This is a genomic window from Chromohalobacter sp. HP20-39, from assembly GCF_033052815.1.
GTDB lineage: Bacteria > Pseudomonadota > Gammaproteobacteria > Pseudomonadales > Halomonadaceae > Chromohalobacter.
Genome location: NZ_JAWHTP010000001.1, coordinates 269,672 through 290,080, shown reverse-complemented (window position 1 = coordinate 290,080; position 20,409 = coordinate 269,672). Strand labels below are relative to the sequence as shown.

The following is a 20,409-nucleotide window of genomic DNA, read 5'->3' as shown; positions in this document are numbered from 1 at the left end:
TTAGGCATCCGTGGACGCAATCATTGGGCCGCATCCATGGCGGAGGCGAGGTCATCGAGGATTGCCTTTGCCGCCATCGGCCCGGTAGCACTGGTCCACAACTGGCCATCGACGGTGACTACCTGATCGCGCTGGACGACATCGAGACGCTCGAAGGCCGGCGATTGCTTGGCCGCCTCGTAAGCCTCGTCACCTTCGGCGTTCAGCGTGGCCAGGAACAACCAGTCGTTATCGATCCGTGAGAGGTTTTCGAGACTTAGCGGATCGCTGTGCGGGCGTCCCTCTTTGACGGTGCCGCCGTCGTCGACCGCAAAACCGCTTTTGCTGAGCAGTGTGTTGGAGAAGATTTGCGGCGCCATCACGATTGCTCCTTGCGGCATCCAGCGAATCAAGCTGGCGGTCGGTGAATCGTTCTGACGTTCGCTCAGTGCCTCAGCCTTGGCATTGACCTCGGCGATGGCGTCATCGATGGCGTCGCTGCGCCCGAGTGCCTCGCCATAGACCCGTGCCTCCTTCTCCCAGCTATCCATTTGATAGGGCTCGACATCCGGCACCACGGTCGGCGCGATGCGCGATAGCAGTTCGTACTGGGCCTCGGGGAGTTGCGGAGAGGCCAGGATGACATCCGGCGTAAGCGCCGCCACGGCTTCGATGTTGGTCTCGCGCGGCGTGCCGACGATATCGATGTCCCCGGCCTTCTCGGTGAGGTAACGTGCCACGCCATCGCCGCCGCGGGTAGCGACCGCTCCCAATGGGGTCACGCCCGCCGTCAGTGCGGTATCCAACGCGTTGGTATAAAGCGTGACGACACGCGTGGGATCGTCATCGACCTCCACCGTTCCGAACGCGGTCTCCAGGGACTTGGCGTAGGCCGGAAGTGTCGCGGATAGCGCGGCGATGCCGGCCGCCGCCATGCAAAGGCGTCGTAGCGATGTCATGAGGGGCTCCTGATGGTGAATACCGTGCAGACCGATACCGAATGCAGGTGTCCTAGGTTCGAATGCGTGGGATAGTAAACGAGAACAAATGTAAATGAGAAGCCATCTCATGAGTTTGCCGGCCGTGTTCCGGTTCGCGGCGCCATGCCGAGCGGGCATGTCTTCATTGACCTCGTGTCCTACGAGGTAATGTTCGGGGTGGTTCGTAATTTATTAACTTGTTGTTTTTAAGTTAATATTTTGGAGTGGGGAGGAGCGAAGCAAGCGTGTCCGAGGCGGTGGCGATAACACCGGTGTTCTAGATGATGAAACAAGGTGTTCGTCGATCATCGAGCTGTGGTGGAAGAGCGCACCGCTCGGTGAGCGGTGCGGGAGCGTGGTGATTATGCGCGGCGATCTGCAAGGACGCGCCGGCCGCGTAGGCAGTCCTGCTCATGGGGCTCGTCGACCCAGGGCTCGGCGATGCCCTGAGATATCCAGTCAGCGACGCTGGGGTGCTCGAGTAGGCGTTGCGCATAGGCTAGCGCTGTTTCTCCGAGCGGCAGGTCATAGCCGTGAATGCGCACTGCCACTGGGGCGAAGAAAGCATCGACGGCCGTAAAACGTTCGCCTGCCAGCCACGGGCCGCCGAAACGTTTCAAGCCTTCGCACCATAGGGTCTCCAGGCGATCCAAGTCCCGTTGCAGTCCCTCGCTCGGCGTGCCCAGTTCAATACGCAACGCACAGTTCATGGAGCATTCGTCACGCAAGGCCGGGAAGCCGGAATGCATCTCGGCGGTGGCGCAACGTGCCCAAGATCGGGCAGCTCGTGATTGAGGCCAGAGGTCCGGGTGGGCTTCGGCGACATACTCGATGATCGCCAACGAGTCCCAGACCACGTTGTAGCCCTCATGCAGACACGGCACCTTGGCGGTGGGCGAGAACGATGTAAAAGCCGTTTGAAGGCTGGCCCCCTCGAATGGTGTCAGTACCTCTTCAAAGGGGATATCAAGCGCTTTGAGTGCCACCCATGCGCGCATGGACCAGGACGAGTAGTTCTTATTGGCGATAAAGAGGCGATATGACATGCGGGACTCCATGGAAAACGCCGGGGCGTCCGTTCGTTGGTGACGAGAAACCCTCAGGCGAGGGTTTCTCGGGATCGTGGACCTCGCCGAGTTCAGTCCTGGCCTTCGAGGAAGACCAGGGTGCGACCATGGGAAAGCGCAGCCGCGTGACGGTGGTAGGCGCTACGTGCCCAGCAGTTGAAACCGTGATCGGCACCGTCGTAGACGTTGATTGTGACGTCGTCGCGGTCGGCGAAGGTGGTGCGGACTTGGTCGACGGTCTCGGCGGGGATATGCCCGTCGTTGCCAGCGAAATGGAACTGCACCGGTACGTCGAGACGCGATGCCTTGTCCAGATGCTTGTGGATGCCGCCGGGGTAGAAGCTCGCCGCACGATCGACGCCGGCCTCGATGGCCGCCAGATAGGCAAGGATGCCGCCCATGCAGTAGCCGATGGCGGTGACGTCGCCTTCGCATTCGGCTCGCTGGCGCAATGCCTGGGTCGTGCTGGCGAGATCCTTGACGGCCACCGTGAAGTCGATGTCGCCGACGAGCTTGAAGGCCTTGTCCATGTCGGCGCCTTCATAGGTGAGCTCCACGCCCGGCTCCTGACGCCAGAAGACATCCGGCGCGAGCACTACGTAGCCGTCCTGGGCGTATTGTTCGGCAACACTGCGGATGTGGGCATTGACGCCGAAGATCTCCTGAATCAGCACGATACCGGGGCCCTTGCCGGCAGGTGGTAGGGCTAGATAGCCCTTGAAGGTCTGACCGTCGTGGGAAGTGATATCGATCCACTGGGGGGTGACGGCGGCATCGCTCATGGTGTCTCCTTGGATGGATGAAGCGTTCAAGATATGGGCCTAGTCTAGAGAGCTGACACCATGAAGGCTAGGCGGTTCGCAGGCGAACGATGGCCTAGGCGAGCGGCTGGGTGTTTTAGTCCTTTAAAGAATATGAGGATCGCGTTTTAGAATTTTTCATTCTTTTCAGAATTGCTAGTCTAGAGGTCTTCGTTTTCCGAGCATTTACGCAACGATGAGAGGTCCAATGTCGCAAGGACGTTTGTCCGAATCGAACAGCCCCCTCAGCGCCGAACAGGCGCGGCGGCTCAATGACGCGTTGGCCGATCTCGACGCCCGACAGCGTGCCTGGCTGCAAGGGTATCTGGCCGGTCTTGATGCGCATGACGCGCCGGCGGTCTCTGAATCGCCGGCCTCGACGCCCGGTGAGCCGCTGACCGTGCTGTTCGGCAGCCAGACCGGCAACGCTGAAGGCGTGGCCGAGCAGGCGGCTGAGCGCGCACGCGCCTGGGGGCTCGACGTCGAGCTGAAGGATATGGCGTCCTTCGGCAAGCAAGACCTCAAGCAGGCCACTCGACTGATGGCGGTGGTCAGTACTCAGGGCGATGGCGACCCGCCGGATAGCGCCTTGGGCTTTTACGAGTTGCTGGCGGGTCGCAAGGCGCCACGTTTGAGTGACGACCACCGCTTCGCCGTCTTTGGACTCGGCGATGCCAGCTACGAATATTTCTGTGAGTCCGGCAAGGTGCTTGATTCGCGGCTTGAGGCCCTGGGCGCGCAGCGCCTGTGTGCGCGGGTCGACGCTGATGTCGACTACGAAGAGGCTGCCACGCAATGGATCGACGCGACGCTCGAGGCTTTCGCCGCGCTCTCGGGGAGTGCTGCGCCGGGGCCGGCGTCGGGTGCGTCCGGTGGCGCAGCCGCGACCTACTCGCGTTCGCATCCCTTCCAGGCGGAAGTGCTGGAGGTGCAGCCGCTCAATACTCAGGATTCCGACAAGCAGACCCTGCATGTCGAGCTGTCTCTGGAAGAATCTGGCCTAGAATATCAGCCGGGCGATGCGGTGGGCATCGTGCCGCAGAACGATCCTTCCTATGTCGATGAACTGTTGGCTGCCTTGCGGTTGGATGGCGAGGCACCGTTCGAGGAAGGGCGCCAACTGCGCGATGCCTTGCTCAACGATTTCGAGGTGACCACTCTGACGCGTCCCTTCCTCAATCACTGGGCCGAGATCAGCGATGATGCCGAACTGCGCCGCCTGCTCGATGAAGAGTCGCGCGACGAGCTGCGCGAGTGGCTGCAGGGGCGGCATATCATCGATGTGCTGGAGCATTTTCCGGTCGAGGGGTTGGAGGCGGACACTTTCATTCGCGCGCTGCGCAAGCTGCCGCCGCGCTTGTACTCGATTGCCTCGAGCCAGGCCGCGGCCCCTGACGAAGTGCATCTCACGGTGGCCGTGGTGCGCTATGAAACCCACGGTCGCGCTCGCGGCGGTGTGGCGACGACCTATCTCGCCGACCGCGTGCAGCCCGGCGATTCAGTGCCGATCTACATCGACCACAACAAGCACTTCAAGCTGCCCGACGATGACGCGGCGCCCATCGTGATGGTTGGCCCCGGCACTGGTGTGGCGCCGTTCCGCGCCTTTTTGCAGGAGCGTGAAGCGCGTGGCGCGAGCGGTGACAACTGGCTGTTCTTCGGCGACCGGCGGCGGCGTAGCGACTTTCTGTATCAGGCCGAATGGTTGCAATGGCGCAAGACAGGGCTTCTATCGCGATTGGACGTGGCGTTTTCCCGCGACCAACAAGACAAGGTTTATGTGCAGGACCGCCTGCGCGAACAGGCCGCCACCCTCTATGATTGGCTACAGGCCGGGGCCTATGTCTTCGTGTGCGGCGATGCCGAGCGCATGGCGCCGGACGTCCACCAGGCCTTGCTCGATGTGATTCGCGAGCAGGGTGGATACGACGAGGAAGCCGCTGCCGAGTACCTGCGTGATCTGCAGCAGCAAAAGCGCTATCAGCGCGACGTCTATTGAGGAGACCGACATGGATATCATCGCCAAGATGCGTGACGTGTCGCTCGACGAGCTGCACCCCAACGAACGGCTCAAGGTCGAGAGCCACTATCTTTATGGCACCCTGGAGGAGAGCCTGGCCGACCGGGCCACCGGCGCGGTCAATGAAGCGGATACCCAACTGACCAAATTTCACGGCTTCTATCAGCAGGATGACCGCGATGTGCGCGACGACCGTCGCCATCGCAAGCTGGAGCCGCTGTATTCGTTCATGGTGCGCCTGCGCTTGCCCGGCGGGCAGGTATCGCCCGAGCAATGGCTGACGCTGGACGACAACGCCAGGCGTTATGCCAACGGCACGCTGCGCATCACTACGCGTCAGACCTTTCAGTATCACGGGGTGTTCAAGGAAAACCTGCGCGGCCACTTGCAGGCGCTGGATAAAGCGATGATGGACACCATCGCCGCCTGTGGCGACGTCAATCGCAACGTGATCTGCACCGCCAATCCGCACCGCTCGCCGGTGCACCGTCAGGTCTACGACCTCGCGCACGAGATCAGCGCTCATCTATTGCCGAGCACTCGGGCCTATCATGAGATCTTCCTCGGTGAGGAGCGCGTGGCGGGTGGGCCTCAGGAAAGCGGCGACGAGGTCGAGCCGCTCTATACACGGCATTATCTGCCGCGCAAGTTCAAGGTCGCGCTGGCGATTCCGCCTGAGAACGATGTCGATGTGTTCGCTCACGATGTCGGCTTCATCGCCGACGTACAGGGGGGCGAACTCAAGGGCTTCAATGTTTGCATCGGGGGCGGCATGGGCATGACGCACGGTGAGACCGCGACCTTTCCGCGGCTTTCCGACATCGTCGGCTACTGTACGCCGGATCGCGCGGCAGCCGTGTCGGAAGCGATCATGCTCGTGCAGCGTGATAACGGCAATCGCCACGACCGCAAGCAGGCGCGTCTCAAGTACACCGTCGAGGCGCTGGGCGTCGACGGCTTCCGCGAGCGCGTCGAGGAGTATCTGGGCGAGTCGCTGGCGCCGCCAATCGAGCTGCCGCTCACCCATAACGGTGATCGGCTTGGTTGGTATCAGGGTGAGGATGGTCTCTGGCACTACGGCTTGTTCGTTCAAAATGGCCGCCTGGCGGATATCGACGGAGGCGCGCAGCTACTGACGGGCATGCGCGAGATCGCCAAGGCGCATGAAGGCGATATCGTGTTGACCACCAACCAGAACCTGATCATCACCCAGGTGTCCGAGGCGCGCCGCGAGGCCATCGACACCCTGCTGGCGGATTACGCGATGACGTTCGAAACGACACCGCTGCGTCGTCACGCGATGGCCTGCGTGGCATTCCCTACTTGTGGCTTGGCGATGGCCGAAAGCGAGCGTTATCTGCCGTCACTCATCGACCGGCTCGAGGCGATCATGCATGACGCGGGGCTGGGCGGTGATGCCATCATCGTGCGTATGACGGGTTGCCCCAATGGTTGTGCGCGGCCCTATCTGGCGGAAATAGGCTTCGTGGGCAAGACCTTGGGACGCTACAACCTTTACCTGGGGGGCGGTTTCGCCGGCGAACGCCTCAATAAGCTCTACCGCGAGAACATCGACGAGGCGACCATTCTCGAGGAGCTCACGCCGCTGATTCAGCGCTACGCCGCCGAGCGCGAGGCGGGCGAGGCATTCGGCGACTTCGTGGTGCGCGCGGGCGTGATCGCGCCGACCCTGGCTGGCCGCGAATTCCACGCGCGCTGAGCCTGCTTCCCAACTTGCTTCCACCGTCCTTGGCGCCCGGGTGGGGCGCCAAGGCGTTGCGTCCGGTCGCGCGATGTCGTGTTTATTGAAAAACGAAGCCCGCCTCTTCGTGAATGCCGATCTGCTGCAACAGTTTGACCAGTGCGCCGTAATCGCGAAGTGAGCGTTTCGTGCGGCTCTTCGAGGTCAAGTCTTGCAGTATGCCCTCCCGTTCGGGAATCGCCAGATAGACGAGAATGGCGCGCCAGAATCCCACGTCGAGTTCGACGAAGTCGTCGATGGCGCGCAGCAGGTGGGCGCGAAAGATGGCTTGCTGTCCGGCACCGAGACGTTCGTAAACGGCGCGGGCGATTTCGCCGAAAATGGCGGCATGCGAGGCTTCGTCCTGGCGGTGGAGCTCGGTATTCAGACGGTTGAGTGGCTGGATGCTGCGGTCCTGCGAGAGACGTTTCAAGAACACGTTGATGGTCATCTCGGCCACGGTGGCATAGGCCATGCGGATCAAGGCGAACTCGCGCTCGTTGTCCGCCTTGGAAAGCGTTGCCTCCATGCGCTGCTCAAGCAGCGGCGTAGGGATGTGCAAGTCATGTAGCTGGTGCTGGCGGCGCGCGCAGTCGCAGACCTCCAGGCACATCAGGATGTGGAACTGCTCGTCCACCTGGGTCTGGGCGATGGCCTTTTTGGTCACGCTATCGCCGACGCCGGGCAGAGCATCGCGCAGCAGCAACGAGCACATGGGATTGATGACCTTGTCCTCGACGAAGATCGTCTTCTCGTTGTAGTTGATCCAGGCGCCGGCCAGCACACGGCGCTTGTCCGCTTCGTCGATGGCTTGGAAATGCGGGTCGTCCCAGAACGGCACCATCGACGGTGGAAAGTCCGGCGCTGTGGTGTCGTAATAGTCATTCAGGTCGAGCCGCGCCTTGCGCACCGCGACGCGTTGGTTCCAGTTCTCTGTGAGGCGCGCGAGTATCTCGTTTTCATGCGCCGTCGTGGGGCTTTCGGTGCCGGTGTACATGTGGATCTTTCCCTAAAATATCTACCTAGAAGCCGGCCGCTTTTCCTAGCGATGGGCGATGTTGATCGAGTCTGCGGAGAAAGTTCGCCAGCATGAGGTGGCCATGCTCGGTGAGGATGGACTCGGGATGAAACTGCACGCCCTCGATGTCCAGGTCGCGATGCCGAATGCCCATGACGTCCTCGATATTGCCCTGTGCGTCACAGGTCCAGGCGCTGATCTCGAAATCCGCGGGCATGCGTTGGCGGGTGACGATTAGCGAGTGGTAACGGGTTACGCGCACCGGTTGGCTGACGCCGGTGAATACGCCACGTCCGTCGTGGTGAACGTGCGATACCTTGCCGTGCATGACCTCGCGAGCGTGCTCGATATACCCACCGAAGGCCTCGGCGATCGCTTCGTGACCCAGGCAGATGCCCAGAATCGGGACCTTTCCCGCGTAGGCCTTGATAACCTCGAGCGTAATGCCGGACTGCGATGGCGTGCAGGGCCCCGGCGAGATCAAGATGCCCTCGATATCGTGGCTCGCCAGTTGGTCAAGCGTCATCGCGTCGTTCTTGACGATCCAGGGCTGGACGCCGAGTTGGTTGAGGTAGGACACGATGTTGTAGGTGAACGAATCGTAGTTATCAATGAGACACAGCATAGGTAGCCTCCTGGCCCGCCCAGGCGGTGAGGGTTTGTATGGCCTGATCGCTGAGCGTGACCGGTATGACGCCACGCACGGCGTTGGTCAGCCATATGGCGTCGGCGTCGAGTAGATCCCGCGGCGTGATCGGGCGTTCGCAACAGCGCTCGCAACTCGCTTCGATGAGCGTGTCACGGGCGATGCCGGGAAGTACGCCTTCGTCGAGCGGCGGCGTCAGCAGCATGCCGTCCTTCTCGATGAACAGGTTATGGCGACTGGCCTCGGTGACCCGGCCTTCGTGGTTGAGGAAGGCGACGTCGTAGTCGCCTTGAGCCTGGTGTCGTCGATATTCGCTGTCGTAGATATCGCGTGCAGTGGTCTTGTACTGCAGCAAGAAGGCGTGCTGGTCGATTGGGTGGTCGCTGATGCCCAGCCGCGCTGTAGACGGCGCTTCGTGCTCGGGCCCCAGCAACGTGGTGGTGATCTCGAATTGGCCATCGTGAGCCAAGGACAGGCGCACCCGTGTGTCGTGATCGAGCCCATCGATGACCTCGGCGAGGGCCTGTTGGACGCTGGCGGCCTCGTAGGCGAAGTGTAGATCGCGTGCCGCCCGTGACAGCCGTTGCAGGTGTTTCTCGAGGTTCTGGATGTGGGCGCCATCCGCTCGGTAGCGCATGGTTTCGATGAGTTGCAGGTCTTGATTGAGTCCGCTCAAGAAACGCGCCTTGAGTAGGCATTCCGCGTACTCGGCCTCGGGGTCGGACTCATGGAGCACGCCGCCGCCGATGCCCATCTCCGCATGGCCGTCGGCATGCGCGATGCAGGTGCGGATGGGCACGTTGAAACAGAAATCGTTGTGAGGCGTCAGGTAGCCGATCGCGCCGGTATAGACACCGCGCGGCTCGCGCTCCAGCTCTTCGATGATCTGCATCGTGCGTATCTTGGGGGCACCGGTGATCGAACCGCAGGGGAATAGCTCGCGAAATACCTGCTCGATCCTGGCATTGGCGTCGATCTTGCCGGTTACCGTGGAAATCATCTGATGCAGCGTCTCGAAGGTCTGTATCTCGAACAGGTTCTTGACCGCCACGGAGCCCGGCGAGGCGACGCGGCTGACGTCGTTGCGCAGCAAATCGACGATCATCACGTTCTCGGAACGGGTCTTCGTGTCGCGGCGCATCGTATCGAGAATATCGGCATCTTCCTCGGCCGACGCCCCACGCGGGAAGGTGCCCTTCATGGGTTTGGATTCCAGCGCCGTCCCTTGCTTGCGCAGGAAGAGTTCCGGCGATAACGACAGCACCGCATACTCCGGAAAATTGAGTAATCCCCCGAACTCGACTTTCTGGCGACTTCGGAGCTTGCGATACAGGGTGACGGGCGGGCCTTGATATTCGAAGTGATATTTTAGTGTGTAGTTGACTTGATAAGTATCCCCTTCACGAATATAGGATTTTATCTTGTCGATATTGTCGAGATACTCTTCGCGTCGCGCGTTGAGCGCCAAGTGGCGAATGGCCGCGGGTGTCGTGTCGGGCGTGCGCGCTTCGAGAAATCGGCTGGCTTGATGCTGCGATAAACGGCGCACATCGCGAAACGCATAGAAATGCACGAGTGGGGCCTCGCTCTTGGCGCGTTTGCAAAACTTGAAATCCGGCTTGTCGGCAAGCGCGTAGCCCGCCTCGTAGGCGAGGTAGCCGCAGACATAATAGCCTTTATCACGCAACTCATCGAGCTCGCGCAACGCGCCACGCAAGGCATCGTTGCGGTAACAAATCACTTCGTATTCAGGGTTTTCGAATAACAACGAAGCGCGATGATCGCTCGAGCAACGGGTGTTCTCGAGCAATATGAAAACATTGTCTATTTGTTTTTTATTAAAACTGCGCATCGCCCTCGCTCCCTGGTATTAATTATGTCTTTATTTAAGAGTGCGCGAGTGTTCATGTCAATAATGATAATATTGGTGTTATTGTTTCATGCGTTTAGTGAAAACAGGTTATTGCTTGTTTTAAAAGTTACCTTGAAAGAGGGGTGATGAATTTACACGATGTGTGGCAGAAAATTACTGTATGGCGATGAAAACCGTCATCCCGCCGTCGGTCGCAAGGCGGTTCACCGACGGCGAAACGGTTCACCGGCGGCGCAACGGCTCAAGGCAGCTGACTATCCTTGCTGCCCTGACGGTGGTGGCCACCAGCGCATCGCTGGCTCAACTCGTGGCGAGCATTCCCGTGGCGTTTTCGACCTCTTCGCTCGACATCAACGACAAGGTGACCGGTATCGACTTGCCGGCGATGGTATTGCTTTGGTAGTCCCGGTTGGTGACTGGAATCAAATCGTTGACCTCCGGGTAGTACGCGCCCAGGCAGTTCTCGGGTAAATCATAGGCGATGAGCTTGAAACCGGATACCTGGCGTTCGATGCCATCGTCGCTGACGGCGGTCAGGGTGACGCGATGTCCCGCCTTGAAGCCGTGTTTCTCCATGTCCGTGGGATTCATCATCACCACGCTGCGGGTGCCGTAAATGTCACGATAGCGGTCGTCATAGGAATACACGGTGGTATTGAACTGATCGTGACCGCGAATGGAAAGTAGCTGGAAGTGCGTAGCGTCGGGGACGGAGTCGTCCTCGGTGAGCATGTCGCCAGGAAACAGGAAGTTGGCCTTGCCCGAGTCGGTATTCCAGACCCGATTACGCGCGGCGATATCGAGATGGAATACGCCCTCCGCGTCGAGCCGGCGGTTGTAATCGCGGAAGGTTTCGGGCTGCGTGGCTTCGATCTTGTCGCGGATGCGCGCGTAATCCTCGCTGAGCCATTCCCAGTCGACCTTGGGATTGGGCGTGAGCGTGGCGCGTGCCAGTCCGGCGACGATGGCGACCTCCGAGCGCAAATGCTTTGATGCCGGCTCCAGCGCGCCGGTCGAGCCCTGCACGTTGCACATGCCGTCCTCGATGGTGATGGTCTGTTCGACCCCGGCCTGGATATCTTTCTCGGTACGCGCCAGGGGCGGCAGTAAGTAAGCGGCCTTGCCGTGCAGCAGGTGGCTTCGATTGAGTTTGGTGGCGATCTGCACGGTCAGCGGAATATGTTTGACGCGTGCGGCGACGCGCGCCTGATCCGAAATCGCGCGGAAGAAGTTGCCGCCCATGCCGAGGAAAGCGTCGACCTCGTCGCGCAGGATGGCCTCGCAGCACAGCGCTACGTCGTGGCCATGCTCGCGCGGGCATTGGATGCCGAAGACCTCGTCCATCTTCGACAGGAACGCCTCACCGGACTTGTGGAAGATGCCCACGGTGCGGTCGCCCTGAACGTTGGAGTGGCCCCGCACCGGGCAGGCCCCGGCGCCGCGGCGGCCGATATGGCCGCCCATCAGCAGCAGGTTGAGAATCTGATGCACGTTGTCGCCGCCACGAATGTGTTGGGTGATGCCCATGCCCCAGCAGCAGATGACGCGCTCGGCGCGCATCCAGGCCTCGGCGGCCTCCTCCATGGCCGCGCGCTCGAGGCCACTGTGGCGTTCGAGACGTTCCCAAGGCAACGCCCGGCAGTGCGTGGCAAAGGCCTCGAAACCGGCGGTGTGCATACTGATGAACTCATGATCGATCACCCCCTGGCGGCCCTCGGCATGTGCCGCATCATCGACCTCGAGGATGCTTTTACACATGCCTTGAATGGCGGCGATATCGCCGCCGATACGCACCTGATGATATTGCGAACTGATCGGTACACCGTGGTTGGTGAGCATGTCCTTGGGCGTCTGTGGATTGGCGAACTTGACCAGCGCCCGCTCGCGAAGCGGATTGAAGGTGATGACCTCGGCGCCGCGCTGGCGCGCCTCGTGGAGCAGGCCCATCATGCGCGGGCTGTTGGTACCGGCGTTCTGGCCGAAGATGAAAATTGCGTCGGCGTGCTCGAAATCCTCCAGCGTGGTAGTGGCCTTGCCGACGCCGATGCTCTGGGGGAGCGCCACGGTGGTCGTCTCGTGACACATGTTGGAGCAGTCCGGGAAGTTGTGGGTGCCCAGCATTCGCCCATAAAGCTGCCACAGAAACGCCGCTTCGTTGGAGGTGCGCCCCGAGGTATAAAGCTCGACTTTCTGGGGGTCGTAGGTCTTGAGGCGCTCGCCGATCTCGCGAAAAGCGGTTTCCCAGTCGATGGGGTCGTACTTGTCGGTGGTGGCGTTGTAGCGCATCGGATGCGTCAGGCGGCCTTGTTTCTCGAGTGCGTGATCCGACCAGTCGAGAAGCTCGCTCAGCGTGTGCTTGGCGAAGAACTCCGGCGTGGTGCGTGCCGCCGTGGCCTCCCAGGCGACGGCCTTGGCGCCATTTTCACAGAATTCCGCCGGGCCGGGTTTTGCCGGATTGGGCCAGGCACAGCTTGGGCACTCGAACCCGCCATCCGGGTGGTTGATCTTGAGCATCAAGGCGTTGCCCTTGAAGGGCACCCTCTCGCGCAGAAAATGCGTCTCGGTGGCTAGGATCGACTGCCAGCCTCCGCCTGGGGCATCGTGCGCGCCTTGCTGGCCGTGTACTGCATCATCCGTGAGCGAACGTGCCATGCTGATTCCTCCCGCTGTCACCCATCTACGATAGAACACAATGCGTCGCGAGCTCATCGTATGATGGCTAGTAAATATGTGACTAGCGAGTATGGCAACGAACACGCGACCTTGCAGGGGAAGTGGGAAAAGGGGAGGGAAGCGGAGACACGCCCGGAGCGTGTCTCACGGCGAGCGAAGATCAGGTCAATGCGGCGACGGCGGCCTTGGCGACTTGCACGTCTTGATCGGGCTTGACGCCGGAAACGCCGACGCTGGCGATGACGTTGCCCTCGACGATCAGCGGCACGCCCCCGGCGAGCAAGGCCTGCATCGGCGCGCTGACGAAGGCGGTGCGGCCGTTATTGATCATGTCCTCGAAGACTTGGGTCTCCTTGCGGCCGATGGCGGCGTTGCGTGCCTTCTCGGTGGCGATGTCGGCGCTGAACGGTGCCGCGCCATCGAGGCGACGCAGGCCGAGCAGGTGGCCACCGGCATCGGCGACGGCGACGGTGATCGCCCAACCGTTGGCATCGGCTTCTTTCTGGGCGGCGTCGAGCAACTGGTTGACGTCACTAAGTTCAAGCACAGCGTGGGTCTTCATTTGTGTCTCCTTGGTAGATAATTGCTACGGGCTACGGGCTACGGGCTACGGGCTACGGGCTACGGGACGCTCGCAGCTCGAGGCGCGTCGTTCGTAGCCGGGGTCAGGGCCTCATCGACGATTTCGATCCAATGCCGAACCGGGGTGCGGCCTGCGCCTGCCAGATGGGTCTGGCAACCGATGTTGGCGGTGACGATTTCCTCGGGATGACCCGCTTCGAGCGCATCGAGTTTGTCGTCGCGCAAGCGTGTCGCCAAGGTCGGCTGGGTGATGGAGTAGGTCCCGGCCGACCCACAGCATAGATGGGGATCGCGCACTGGGGATAGCGTGAATCCCAGACGCGTCAAGACGCTTTCAACGGCGCCACCGAGTTTCTGGGCATGTTGCAGCGTGCACGGGCAATGGAAGGCGAGGCGCTTGTCGTGGCGGGGCGCCAGCGCCTCGAGGTCTTCGTCGCGAAGGATCTCCACCAGGTCCTTGGCGAGTGCGCTGATATGGCGTGCCTTTTCGGCGTAGCGTGGGTCGTCGGCGAGCATCTCGCCATATTCCTTGACGAAGGCGCCACAGCCGCTGGCGGTCTGCACGATGGCCTCGGTGCCTGATTCGACGTGTGGCCACCAGGCGTCGATGTTGGCCCGCATGCGCGCGCGTCCGTCCTGCTGGGCGTTGAGGTGATAGTCGATGGCGCCGCAACAGCCTGCTTCCGGGGCTGACCTCAGGGCGATCCCCAGACGGTCGAGAACGCGCGTCGCGGCGGCATTGGTGTTGGGCGCCAGCCCCGGCTGGACGCAACCCTCGAGCACCAGCATATGGCGGGCGTGGGCCGCGGGCGCGGCGCGTTCCACATTGACCGCGCGGGGCGGGATCTTGTCCTTGAGCGGCCCCGGTGCCAGCGGGCGAAAGGTTTGTCCCAACGCCAGCAATGCCTGAAAGCGACGCGGCTCGACCAGTGCCTTGCGCAAACCGTAACGCAAGGCGCGTTCCTTGTAGGAACGCCCGACGCGCCGCTCGACCTCGGCGCGCCCGATATCCAGCAGCTTGTGGTATTCGACACCGGAGGGGCAGGTGGTTTCGCAGTTGCGACAGCTCAGGCAGCGGTCGAGATGCGTCTGCGTTTCTTGCGTGACTTGGTCGTCATCGTCGCGGCTTTCCAGCAGCTCCTTCATCAGATAGATGCGTCCGCGTGGGCCATCGCGTTCGTCACCCAGTAGCTGATAGGTCGGGCAGGTGGCGTTGCAGAAGCCACAATGCACGCACGATCGCAGGACGCGGTCGGCCTCGCGAATGTGTGGCTGGCGTAGGGCTTCGTCGGTGAAATTCGTCTGCATGGCTATAGCCCCTCGTAGAGTCGCCCGGGGTTGAAGATGCCGTTTGGATCGAGCTCGGCCTTGAGTCGGCGGTGGTACTTGGCCAGCACCGGCGAGAGCGGCGTGAAAGGCATCTCGATGCCGTGGGCTCGGTCGAGGTCGATATGCGTCGCGTGCCCGCCGACATGGGCGGCATGTCGGCGTATCGTCTCGGCCGACGTATCGCTGCGCCACCAGCGTTGCGCGCCCGCCCAGTCGATGAGTTCGTCGCCGTCGAGCGGTACGGCGGGGGCGCGATGCGGCAGCGATAGCCGCCAGAGCGGACGGTTGTCGTGTCGACGCGAGAAGAATGTCAGCTCGAACTCGCGCAGTCGTCGCCAGAAGTCGGCATCGTCCGGCTCGCCGCCGAGGCGCGCTTGGGTATCGGCCACCGAGCTGGGGCCGCCTTCGAGACGAATGTGTAGCGCATCGCCGTCATGTGCGGCGCCAGTGATGGGCAGTGGCTCGCGCCCCCACTCGGCGAGGCGCGCCATGGCTGTGTCGCGGGACATTTCCAGGCGCAGCGTGGCGCTTGCGGCAGGGCGCGGCAGGACCTTGAACGAGACCTCGTCGATCACCCCCAGCGTGCCCTGGGCGCCGACCATCAGCCGCGAGAGATCGTAGCCGGCGACGTTCTTCATGACCTCGCCACCGAAGCGTAGCCGCTTGCCGTCGTGGGTAATGAGGCGTGTGCCGAGGACGAAGTCGCGCACGCTGCCCGCCCAGGGGCGGCGTGGACCGGAAAGTCCGCAGGCCACCATGCCGCCCACCGTGGCGGTATCGGCGAAATGCGGCGGCTCGAAAGCCAACTGCTGGCCCTCAAGAGCCAGCGCGGCTTGCAGGTCTTCCAGTCGGGTGCCGGCGCGAACCGTGACCACCAGCTCGACCGGGTCGTAGTGGACGATACCCGTGTGTGCGGTGAGCGAGAGCGTCTCGCCGCTTACAGGGCGGCCGTAAAAGCCCTTGCTGCCGCCACCGACCAGGCGCAAGGGCGTATTGTCTTGCGCCGCTTGGCGCACGCGTTCGAGCAGAACGTCGCTGTCATCGTGGTCGGCGACCGGCAGATTCCCCGGCGCGGGGGCCAAATGTTGATCCTGTGGATGCGTCATGTTCTCTCCTTCGCAGCGCATGCCGTTAGAAGCGTGGCAACTCGGGATGCGGCAGGTTGCCGTGATGTACATGCATGGCGCCGAATTCGGCGCAGCGTGCCAGCGTCGGAATATTCTTGCCGGGGTTGAGCAGTCCGCGCGGATCGAAGGCGGCTTTGACGGCATGGAAGATCGTGATTTCGTCGGGATTGAACTGGGCGCACATTTGGTTGATCTTCTCGCGACCCACGCCGTGTTCGCCGGTAATGCTGCCACCGACCTCGACGCAGAGTTCGAGGATCTTGCCGCCGACTTCCTCGGCCAGCGCCAGTTCGCCGGGGGCGTTGGCATCGAACAGGATCAGCGGGTGCATATTGCCGTCGCCGGCATGGAAGACGTTGGCCACGCGCAGGCCGTGGGTCGCCGAGAGCTCGGCGATGCCCTTGAGCACGCGCGGAAGTTCGCGACGGGGAATGGTGCCGTCCATGCAGTAGTAGTCGGGCGACATGCGACCCACGGCGGGGAAAGCGGCCTTGCGCCCGGCCCAGAACGTGGCCCGTTCGGCGCCGTCACGGGCGAGGCGGATATCGGTGGCGCCAGCCGCTTCGAGGACGCCACGCACCGTTTCGCAGTCATCGTGAACGTCGGCTTCCACACCATCCAGTTCGCACAGCAGGATGGCCTCGGCGCTGACCGGGTAGCCGGCTTTGACGAAGTCCTCGGCAGCCTGGATGGCTAGTTTGTCCATCATCTCCAGGCCGCCGGGGATGATCCCTGCGGCGATGATGTCACCCACTGCCTTGCCGGCCTTCTCGACGTCGTCGAAGCTGGCCATCAGCACCTTGGCGACCTCGGGTTTGGGCAGCAGCCTGACGGTGATCTCGGTGATCACACCGAGCATGCCCTCGGAGCCGGTGAACAGCGCCAGCAGGTCGAAACCCGGGGCATCCAGAGCCTCGCTGCCTAGCGTGATGTGCTCACCCTCGATGGTCAGGATGTTCACCGCGAGGACGTTATGCACGGTCAGCCCGTACTTGAGACAGTGCACGCCGCCGGCGTTTTCGGCGACGTTGCCGCCGATCGAGCAGGCGATCTGTGAGGAAGGGTCGGGCGCGTAATAGAGCCCATGAGGTGCCGCCGCTTCGGAGATCGCCAGGTTACGCACGCCGGGTTGTACGCGGGCGGTCCGGGCCTCGGGGTCGATGTCGAGAATGCGGCTGAAGCGGGACATGACCAACAGCACGCCTCTTTCCAGTGGTAGAGCGCCACCGGAGAGGCCGGTGCCCGCCCCCCGCGTGACCACTGGTACTCCCTGAGCGTGGCAGATGCCGAGTAGGGACTCCACTTGTCCCAGCGTTTCGGGAAGTGCCACCAGCATGGGGAGCACGCGATATGCGGAGAGCCCATCACATTCGAACGGGCGCAGGTCCTCCTCGCGATGCAGCAGCGTCATGCCGGGTACGTGGGCGTTCAGGTGATCGACAAGTGCGTCCTTGTCGATCACCGGCAGCGCGCCGTCCAGGCGTTCGTCAAAGAGGATGTTCATGCGGTCTCCTTGGGCGATGTCACCACACGCGGGCTGGGCATGTTTGGGTGCACGGCGCAGGACAAGGCCCTACCACTTATGGAAAGTTTTTCCATATTCTCGTATGTCGGATGGTCGTGCCTATTAGCCGAAAGCCTAATAACTGGGCAATTGGTAAGACCAATAACCGCCCCGCCTCGGTCATACCGAGGCGGGGCGGTTGGGGTGGGAAGCGTATGGCGCGGTGGCGGCTAGCCCATGAGTGGGTCGCTCACGCCGATCACGTAGAAGGCGATCAATCCGATGAGGCCGGTGAAAACCACATAATAAAGCGTGGGCAGGATCGTCTTGCGTAGCGTGGTGCCCTCGCGGCCCAGCAGCCCCACGGTAGCGGAGGCGGCGACCACGTTGTGAATGGCGATCATGTTACCGGCGGCGGCACCCACGGCTTGTAGAGCGACCATCATCGCAGTGGACACGCCCAAGGCCTCGGCGACGCTGAACTGAAAGTCCGAGAGCATCAGGTTGGAGACTGTGTTGGAGCCGGCGATGAAGGCACCCAATGCACCGACGGCAGGCGCGAAGAACGGGTAGACATGGCCCACGCCGTCGGCCACCAGTTGTGCCATGGCCACCGGCATTGACACCAGGTCGGCGCCGTTGACGCCGGAGTTGATCAGGATGCGCACCATGGGGATGGTGAACAACAGCACGAAACCGGCGCCTAGAAGCGTGCGGGTCGATTCGGAGAAAGCCTCTTTGATTTGCTGGCCGCGCATGCGGTGCAGCAATGCCGTGATCAATACCACGATGACGAGAATCCCGCCGGGTAGGTAGAGCGGCTCGAGGCTGCCGGCGATATCGCTCTCGCCGAGTATGCTGCGCCAGCCGAAGCTCAGTGACACCAGCGCTTCCTTGATCGGCTCGACGGTGCGCGAGATGACCAGCAGTACAGCTAGCAGTACGTAAGGTAGCCAGCCCATGAAGACCGACATCGGCGCGCGACCGGCCACGTCGTCGAATTTGATATCGAGGTTGCCGACCCACTCTTCTGGCCAGGATGAAGCCTCGGGGAAATCCCATGTCTTCTTGGGCAGCAAGAAGCCTTTCTTGGCGGCGGGTACGACAATGGCCAGCCCGATCATGGCGCCGATCATGGATGGAAACTCTGGTCCTAGTAGAATACCGGCCAGTGCATAGGGCACGACGAAGCTGATGCCCGCGAAGAGCGCAAAAGGTGCGACTTCCAGGCCGTCTCGCCAGGAGCGTCGCTCACCGAAGAAGCGTGCCATCACGGTCACCATGATCAATGGCATCAGCAGGCCCACGATGGCGTGGGTGATGGCGACTTCCGAGGTGACCAGTTGGAAGTAGGTTTCCCAGCTGGCGCCCCCCGCCGATAGCGTCTCACTGATGCCGGCTTTGTCGAGCCCGCCGCTGACGCCGACCACGATGGGGGTGCCCACGGCGCCGAAGGAGACCGGGGTGGATTGGATCATCATGCCCACCACCACGGCGGCCAGGGCGGGGAAGCCGAGCGCCACCATCAGCGGTGCGGCGACGGCAGCGGGAGTGCCGAACCCGGAGGCGCCCTCGATGAAGCAACCGAAGAGCCAGGCGACGATAATCGCTTGAACGCGTCGGTCGGGGCTGATATCCGAGAAGCCGTTACGAATAGCCGCGATGCCGCCCGAGCGTTTCAAGGTGTTGAGCAGCAGGATGGCGCCGAAGATGATCCACAGGATCGCCACGGTCAGTATCAGACCTTGAAAGGTCGATGCCAGTACCCGGGTGAAGGTCATGTCCCAGGCCAGCAGGGCGATCAGCGCGGTGACCACGAAAACCGCAGGCATGGCGGTCTTGGCCTGAACTCGGAAGCCAATCAGCAGGACGCCGGCCAGCACCAATGGCAGGAAGGCGAGTAGCGAGAGCAGCGTTTGATTCATGGGAATGCCCCTGATTGTGTTGTCGTGCAGCGCGCAACGAATGTCTGACGTATGGCGTTCGTCATCGAGCGAAAGATAAACGTGAAATGGCCTGAGGCCAATCGTTGGATAATTGGTATGACCAATAATGCAGGTGGTCTGGCGAGATTTAAACATCCCTTAAAATCAATTTCTTATACGCTTTCGTATGACCTTTGTCGGAGGCTCGGGACGCGCTTATAGAGGTGTTTCGTACGCCTTGAATTCGACTAATAGACGAGTCTTTTCAAGCACATCGCGGCCTGCGTATGTGCGTCGATAGGCGCGATTGCGTGGCATGTGGTAGCGTCGGAGAACCTGCATGTGGGGCGTTCCCACGGGAAGTCTATGGTTGAAAAAGGAGCAATGGCATGGCGTTGCAAATGTACGATTTGAGCGGGCGTGACGAGCGGCTGCGGTTTTCGCCTTACTGCTGGCGTGTGCGCTATGCACTGGCGCACAAGGGGCTGGAATGCGATTTCATTCCATGGCGCTTCACGCAGAAGGAAGCGATCGAGTTTTCGGGACAAGGCAAGGTGCCGGTGCTCGTCGACGGCGAGACCACGGTCACCGATAGCTACGAGATCTTCCGCTATCTGGATCGTGTGTATCCTGAAAATCCCTTGCTGGGCGACGATGTGGCGGCGTCACGGGCGCGTTTTTTCAAGTTCTACAGCGAGCGGGCGCTGGCGCCGGGAATTCTGCGCACCGTCATCATGGACTTGTTCAATGCCGTGCATCCCGACGATCAGGCATATTTTCGTGAAACGCGTGAAAAGGCGCTGGGCCGTAGCCTCGAGGAAATGCATGCGCCCAGCAAAGGGCTCTCGGCACTCGATGCGGCCCTCGAGCCGTTGCGTGGGCGTCTGGAAGAAGCTGATTTTCTCGACGGTGACGCGCCCGGTGGTGCCGATTACCTGGTATTCGGTCATTTCATGTGGGCACGGTGTGTCTCGACGGCGGATCTCGTCTCCAATGCCGACCCGGTCTACGCCTGGATCGAGCGCATGCTGGACCTGCATGGTGGCGTAGGGCGCAATGCCACGCGCATCGTCGACATCGAAGGCGGCTATCCCGGCTGATGACACCGTGAACGCGCATGGGCGGTAAGGTGCATGTGGATAAGG

At 61.8% G+C, this 20,409-nt stretch carries 15 protein-coding genes; 3 read left to right on the top strand and 12 right to left on the bottom strand.

The window, feature by feature from the left end:
- Positions 1-20: 20 nt before the first annotated feature.
- From RVY79_RS01295 to RVY79_RS01285, 3 genes are all read right to left on the bottom strand, one after another.
- Entirely contained in the window at positions 21-938 is a 918-nt protein-coding gene (locus tag RVY79_RS01295) for an iron-siderophore ABC transporter substrate-binding protein (protein ID WP_317462231.1), read from the bottom strand.
- Between the two features lie 383 nt (positions 939-1,321).
- Positions 1,322-2,005: a glutathione S-transferase family protein gene (locus tag RVY79_RS01290; RefSeq protein ID WP_261506654.1), complete on the bottom strand. Its 684-nt coding sequence runs from the start codon at positions 2,003-2,005 to the stop codon at positions 1,322-1,324.
- Between the two features lie 92 nt (positions 2,006-2,097).
- Positions 2,098-2,808 carry a dienelactone hydrolase family protein gene (locus RVY79_RS01285; protein WP_246920094.1) on the bottom strand — a complete coding sequence of 237 codons (711 nt, stop codon included), beginning with the start codon at positions 2,806-2,808 and terminating at the stop codon, positions 2,098-2,100.
- A gap of 226 nt (positions 2,809-3,034) precedes the next feature.
- Between RVY79_RS01285 and RVY79_RS01280 the strand changes: the two genes are divergently transcribed.
- Both RVY79_RS01280 and RVY79_RS01275 read left to right on the top strand, forming a co-directional pair.
- The gene (locus RVY79_RS01280; RefSeq protein ID WP_317462230.1) at positions 3,035-4,825 is read left to right on the top strand and encodes an assimilatory sulfite reductase (NADPH) flavoprotein subunit; all 1,791 of its coding nucleotides are present in this window, start codon (positions 3,035-3,037) and stop codon (positions 4,823-4,825) included.
- Between the two features lie 10 nt (positions 4,826-4,835).
- Positions 4,836-6,566, top strand: a complete 1,731-nt coding sequence (locus RVY79_RS01275) for an NADPH-dependent assimilatory sulfite reductase hemoprotein subunit (protein ID WP_317462229.1) — start codon at positions 4,836-4,838, stop codon at positions 6,564-6,566.
- Positions 6,567-6,648: 82 nt separating this feature from the next.
- On the opposite strand, the gene RVY79_RS01270 is transcribed toward RVY79_RS01275, so the two are convergent.
- From RVY79_RS01270 to RVY79_RS01230, 9 genes are all read right to left on the bottom strand, one after another.
- Positions 6,649-7,584, bottom strand: coding sequence for a diiron oxygenase (locus RVY79_RS01270; protein ID WP_317462228.1), 936 nt, complete (start codon positions 7,582-7,584; stop codon positions 6,649-6,651).
- Positions 7,585-7,609: 25 nt separating this feature from the next.
- Positions 7,610-8,230 (bottom strand): anthranilate synthase component II, encoded by a 621-nt coding sequence (locus RVY79_RS01265; RefSeq protein WP_246920104.1) that lies wholly within the window; start codon positions 8,228-8,230, stop codon positions 7,610-7,612.
- Positions 8,214-10,103, bottom strand: a complete 1,890-nt coding sequence (pabB, locus tag RVY79_RS01260; RefSeq protein ID WP_317462227.1) for an aminodeoxychorismate synthase component I — start codon at positions 10,101-10,103, stop codon at positions 8,214-8,216. Before pabB ends, RVY79_RS01265 begins: the two co-directional genes overlap by 17 nt.
- A 321-nt stretch (positions 10,104-10,424) precedes the next feature.
- On the bottom strand, positions 10,425-12,776 hold the full coding sequence (locus RVY79_RS01255) for an FdhF/YdeP family oxidoreductase (protein WP_317462226.1): 2,352 nt from the start codon (positions 12,774-12,776) through the stop codon (positions 10,425-10,427).
- 181 nt (positions 12,777-12,957) lie between these two features.
- Positions 12,958-13,359 (bottom strand): GlcG/HbpS family heme-binding protein, encoded by a 402-nt coding sequence (locus RVY79_RS01250; protein ID WP_317462225.1) that lies wholly within the window; start codon positions 13,357-13,359, stop codon positions 12,958-12,960.
- A 59-nt stretch (positions 13,360-13,418) separates the two neighbouring features.
- Positions 13,419-14,687: a glycolate oxidase subunit GlcF gene (gene glcF / locus RVY79_RS01245; RefSeq protein ID WP_317462224.1), complete on the bottom strand. Its 1,269-nt coding sequence runs from the start codon at positions 14,685-14,687 to the stop codon at positions 13,419-13,421.
- A gap of 2 nt (positions 14,688-14,689) precedes the next feature.
- The gene (glcE, locus tag RVY79_RS01240) at positions 14,690-15,814 is read right to left on the bottom strand and encodes a glycolate oxidase subunit GlcE (RefSeq protein WP_317462223.1); all 1,125 of its coding nucleotides are present in this window, start codon (positions 15,812-15,814) and stop codon (positions 14,690-14,692) included.
- Positions 15,815-15,839: 25 nt separating this feature from the next.
- Complete coding sequence (gene glcD, locus RVY79_RS01235) at positions 15,840-17,339, bottom strand: glycolate oxidase subunit GlcD (RefSeq protein ID WP_317462222.1); 1,500 nt, start codon at positions 17,337-17,339, stop codon at positions 15,840-15,842.
- Positions 17,340-17,569: 230 nt separating this feature from the next.
- The gene (locus RVY79_RS01230) at positions 17,570-19,264 is read right to left on the bottom strand and encodes an L-lactate permease (RefSeq protein WP_317462221.1); all 1,695 of its coding nucleotides are present in this window, start codon (positions 19,262-19,264) and stop codon (positions 17,570-17,572) included.
- Positions 19,265-19,653: 389 nt separating this feature from the next.
- On the opposite strand from RVY79_RS01230, the gene RVY79_RS01225 reads away from it, so the two are divergent.
- Complete coding sequence (locus tag RVY79_RS01225; protein ID WP_317462220.1) at positions 19,654-20,364, top strand: glutathione S-transferase N-terminal domain-containing protein; 711 nt, start codon at positions 19,654-19,656, stop codon at positions 20,362-20,364.
- Positions 20,365-20,409: the final 45 nt, after the last annotated feature.

Coding starts and splice junctions, on each gene's coding strand:
- RVY79_RS01295 (WP_317462231.1), bottom strand. CDS start 938: ATGACATCGCTACGACGCCTTTGCATGGCGGCGGCCGGCATCGCCGCG.
- RVY79_RS01290 (WP_261506654.1), bottom strand. CDS start 2,005: ATGTCATATCGCCTCTTTATCGCCAATAAGAACTACTCGTCCTGGTCC.
- RVY79_RS01285 (WP_246920094.1), bottom strand. CDS start 2,808: ATGAGCGATGCCGCCGTCACCCCCCAGTGGATCGATATCACTTCCCAC.
- RVY79_RS01280 (WP_317462230.1), top strand. CDS start 3,035: ATGTCGCAAGGACGTTTGTCCGAATCGAACAGCCCCCTCAGCGCCGAA.
- RVY79_RS01275 (WP_317462229.1), top strand. CDS start 4,836: ATGGATATCATCGCCAAGATGCGTGACGTGTCGCTCGACGAGCTGCAC.
- RVY79_RS01270 (WP_317462228.1), bottom strand. CDS start 7,584: ATGTACACCGGCACCGAAAGCCCCACGACGGCGCATGAAAACGAGATA.
- RVY79_RS01265 (WP_246920104.1), bottom strand. CDS start 8,230: ATGCTGTGTCTCATTGATAACTACGATTCGTTCACCTACAACATCGTG.
- pabB (WP_317462227.1), bottom strand. CDS start 10,103: ATGCGCAGTTTTAATAAAAAACAAATAGACAATGTTTTCATATTGCTC.
- RVY79_RS01255 (WP_317462226.1), bottom strand. CDS start 12,776: ATGGCACGTTCGCTCACGGATGATGCAGTACACGGCCAGCAAGGCGCG.
- RVY79_RS01250 (WP_317462225.1), bottom strand. CDS start 13,359: ATGAAGACCCACGCTGTGCTTGAACTTAGTGACGTCAACCAGTTGCTC.
- glcF (WP_317462224.1), bottom strand. CDS start 14,687: ATGCAGACGAATTTCACCGACGAAGCCCTACGCCAGCCACACATTCGC.
- glcE (WP_317462223.1), bottom strand. CDS start 15,814: ATGACGCATCCACAGGATCAACATTTGGCCCCCGCGCCGGGGAATCTG.
- glcD (WP_317462222.1), bottom strand. CDS start 17,339: ATGAACATCCTCTTTGACGAACGCCTGGACGGCGCGCTGCCGGTGATC.
- RVY79_RS01230 (WP_317462221.1), bottom strand. CDS start 19,264: ATGAATCAAACGCTGCTCTCGCTACTCGCCTTCCTGCCATTGGTGCTG.
- RVY79_RS01225 (WP_317462220.1), top strand. CDS start 19,654: ATGGCGTTGCAAATGTACGATTTGAGCGGGCGTGACGAGCGGCTGCGG.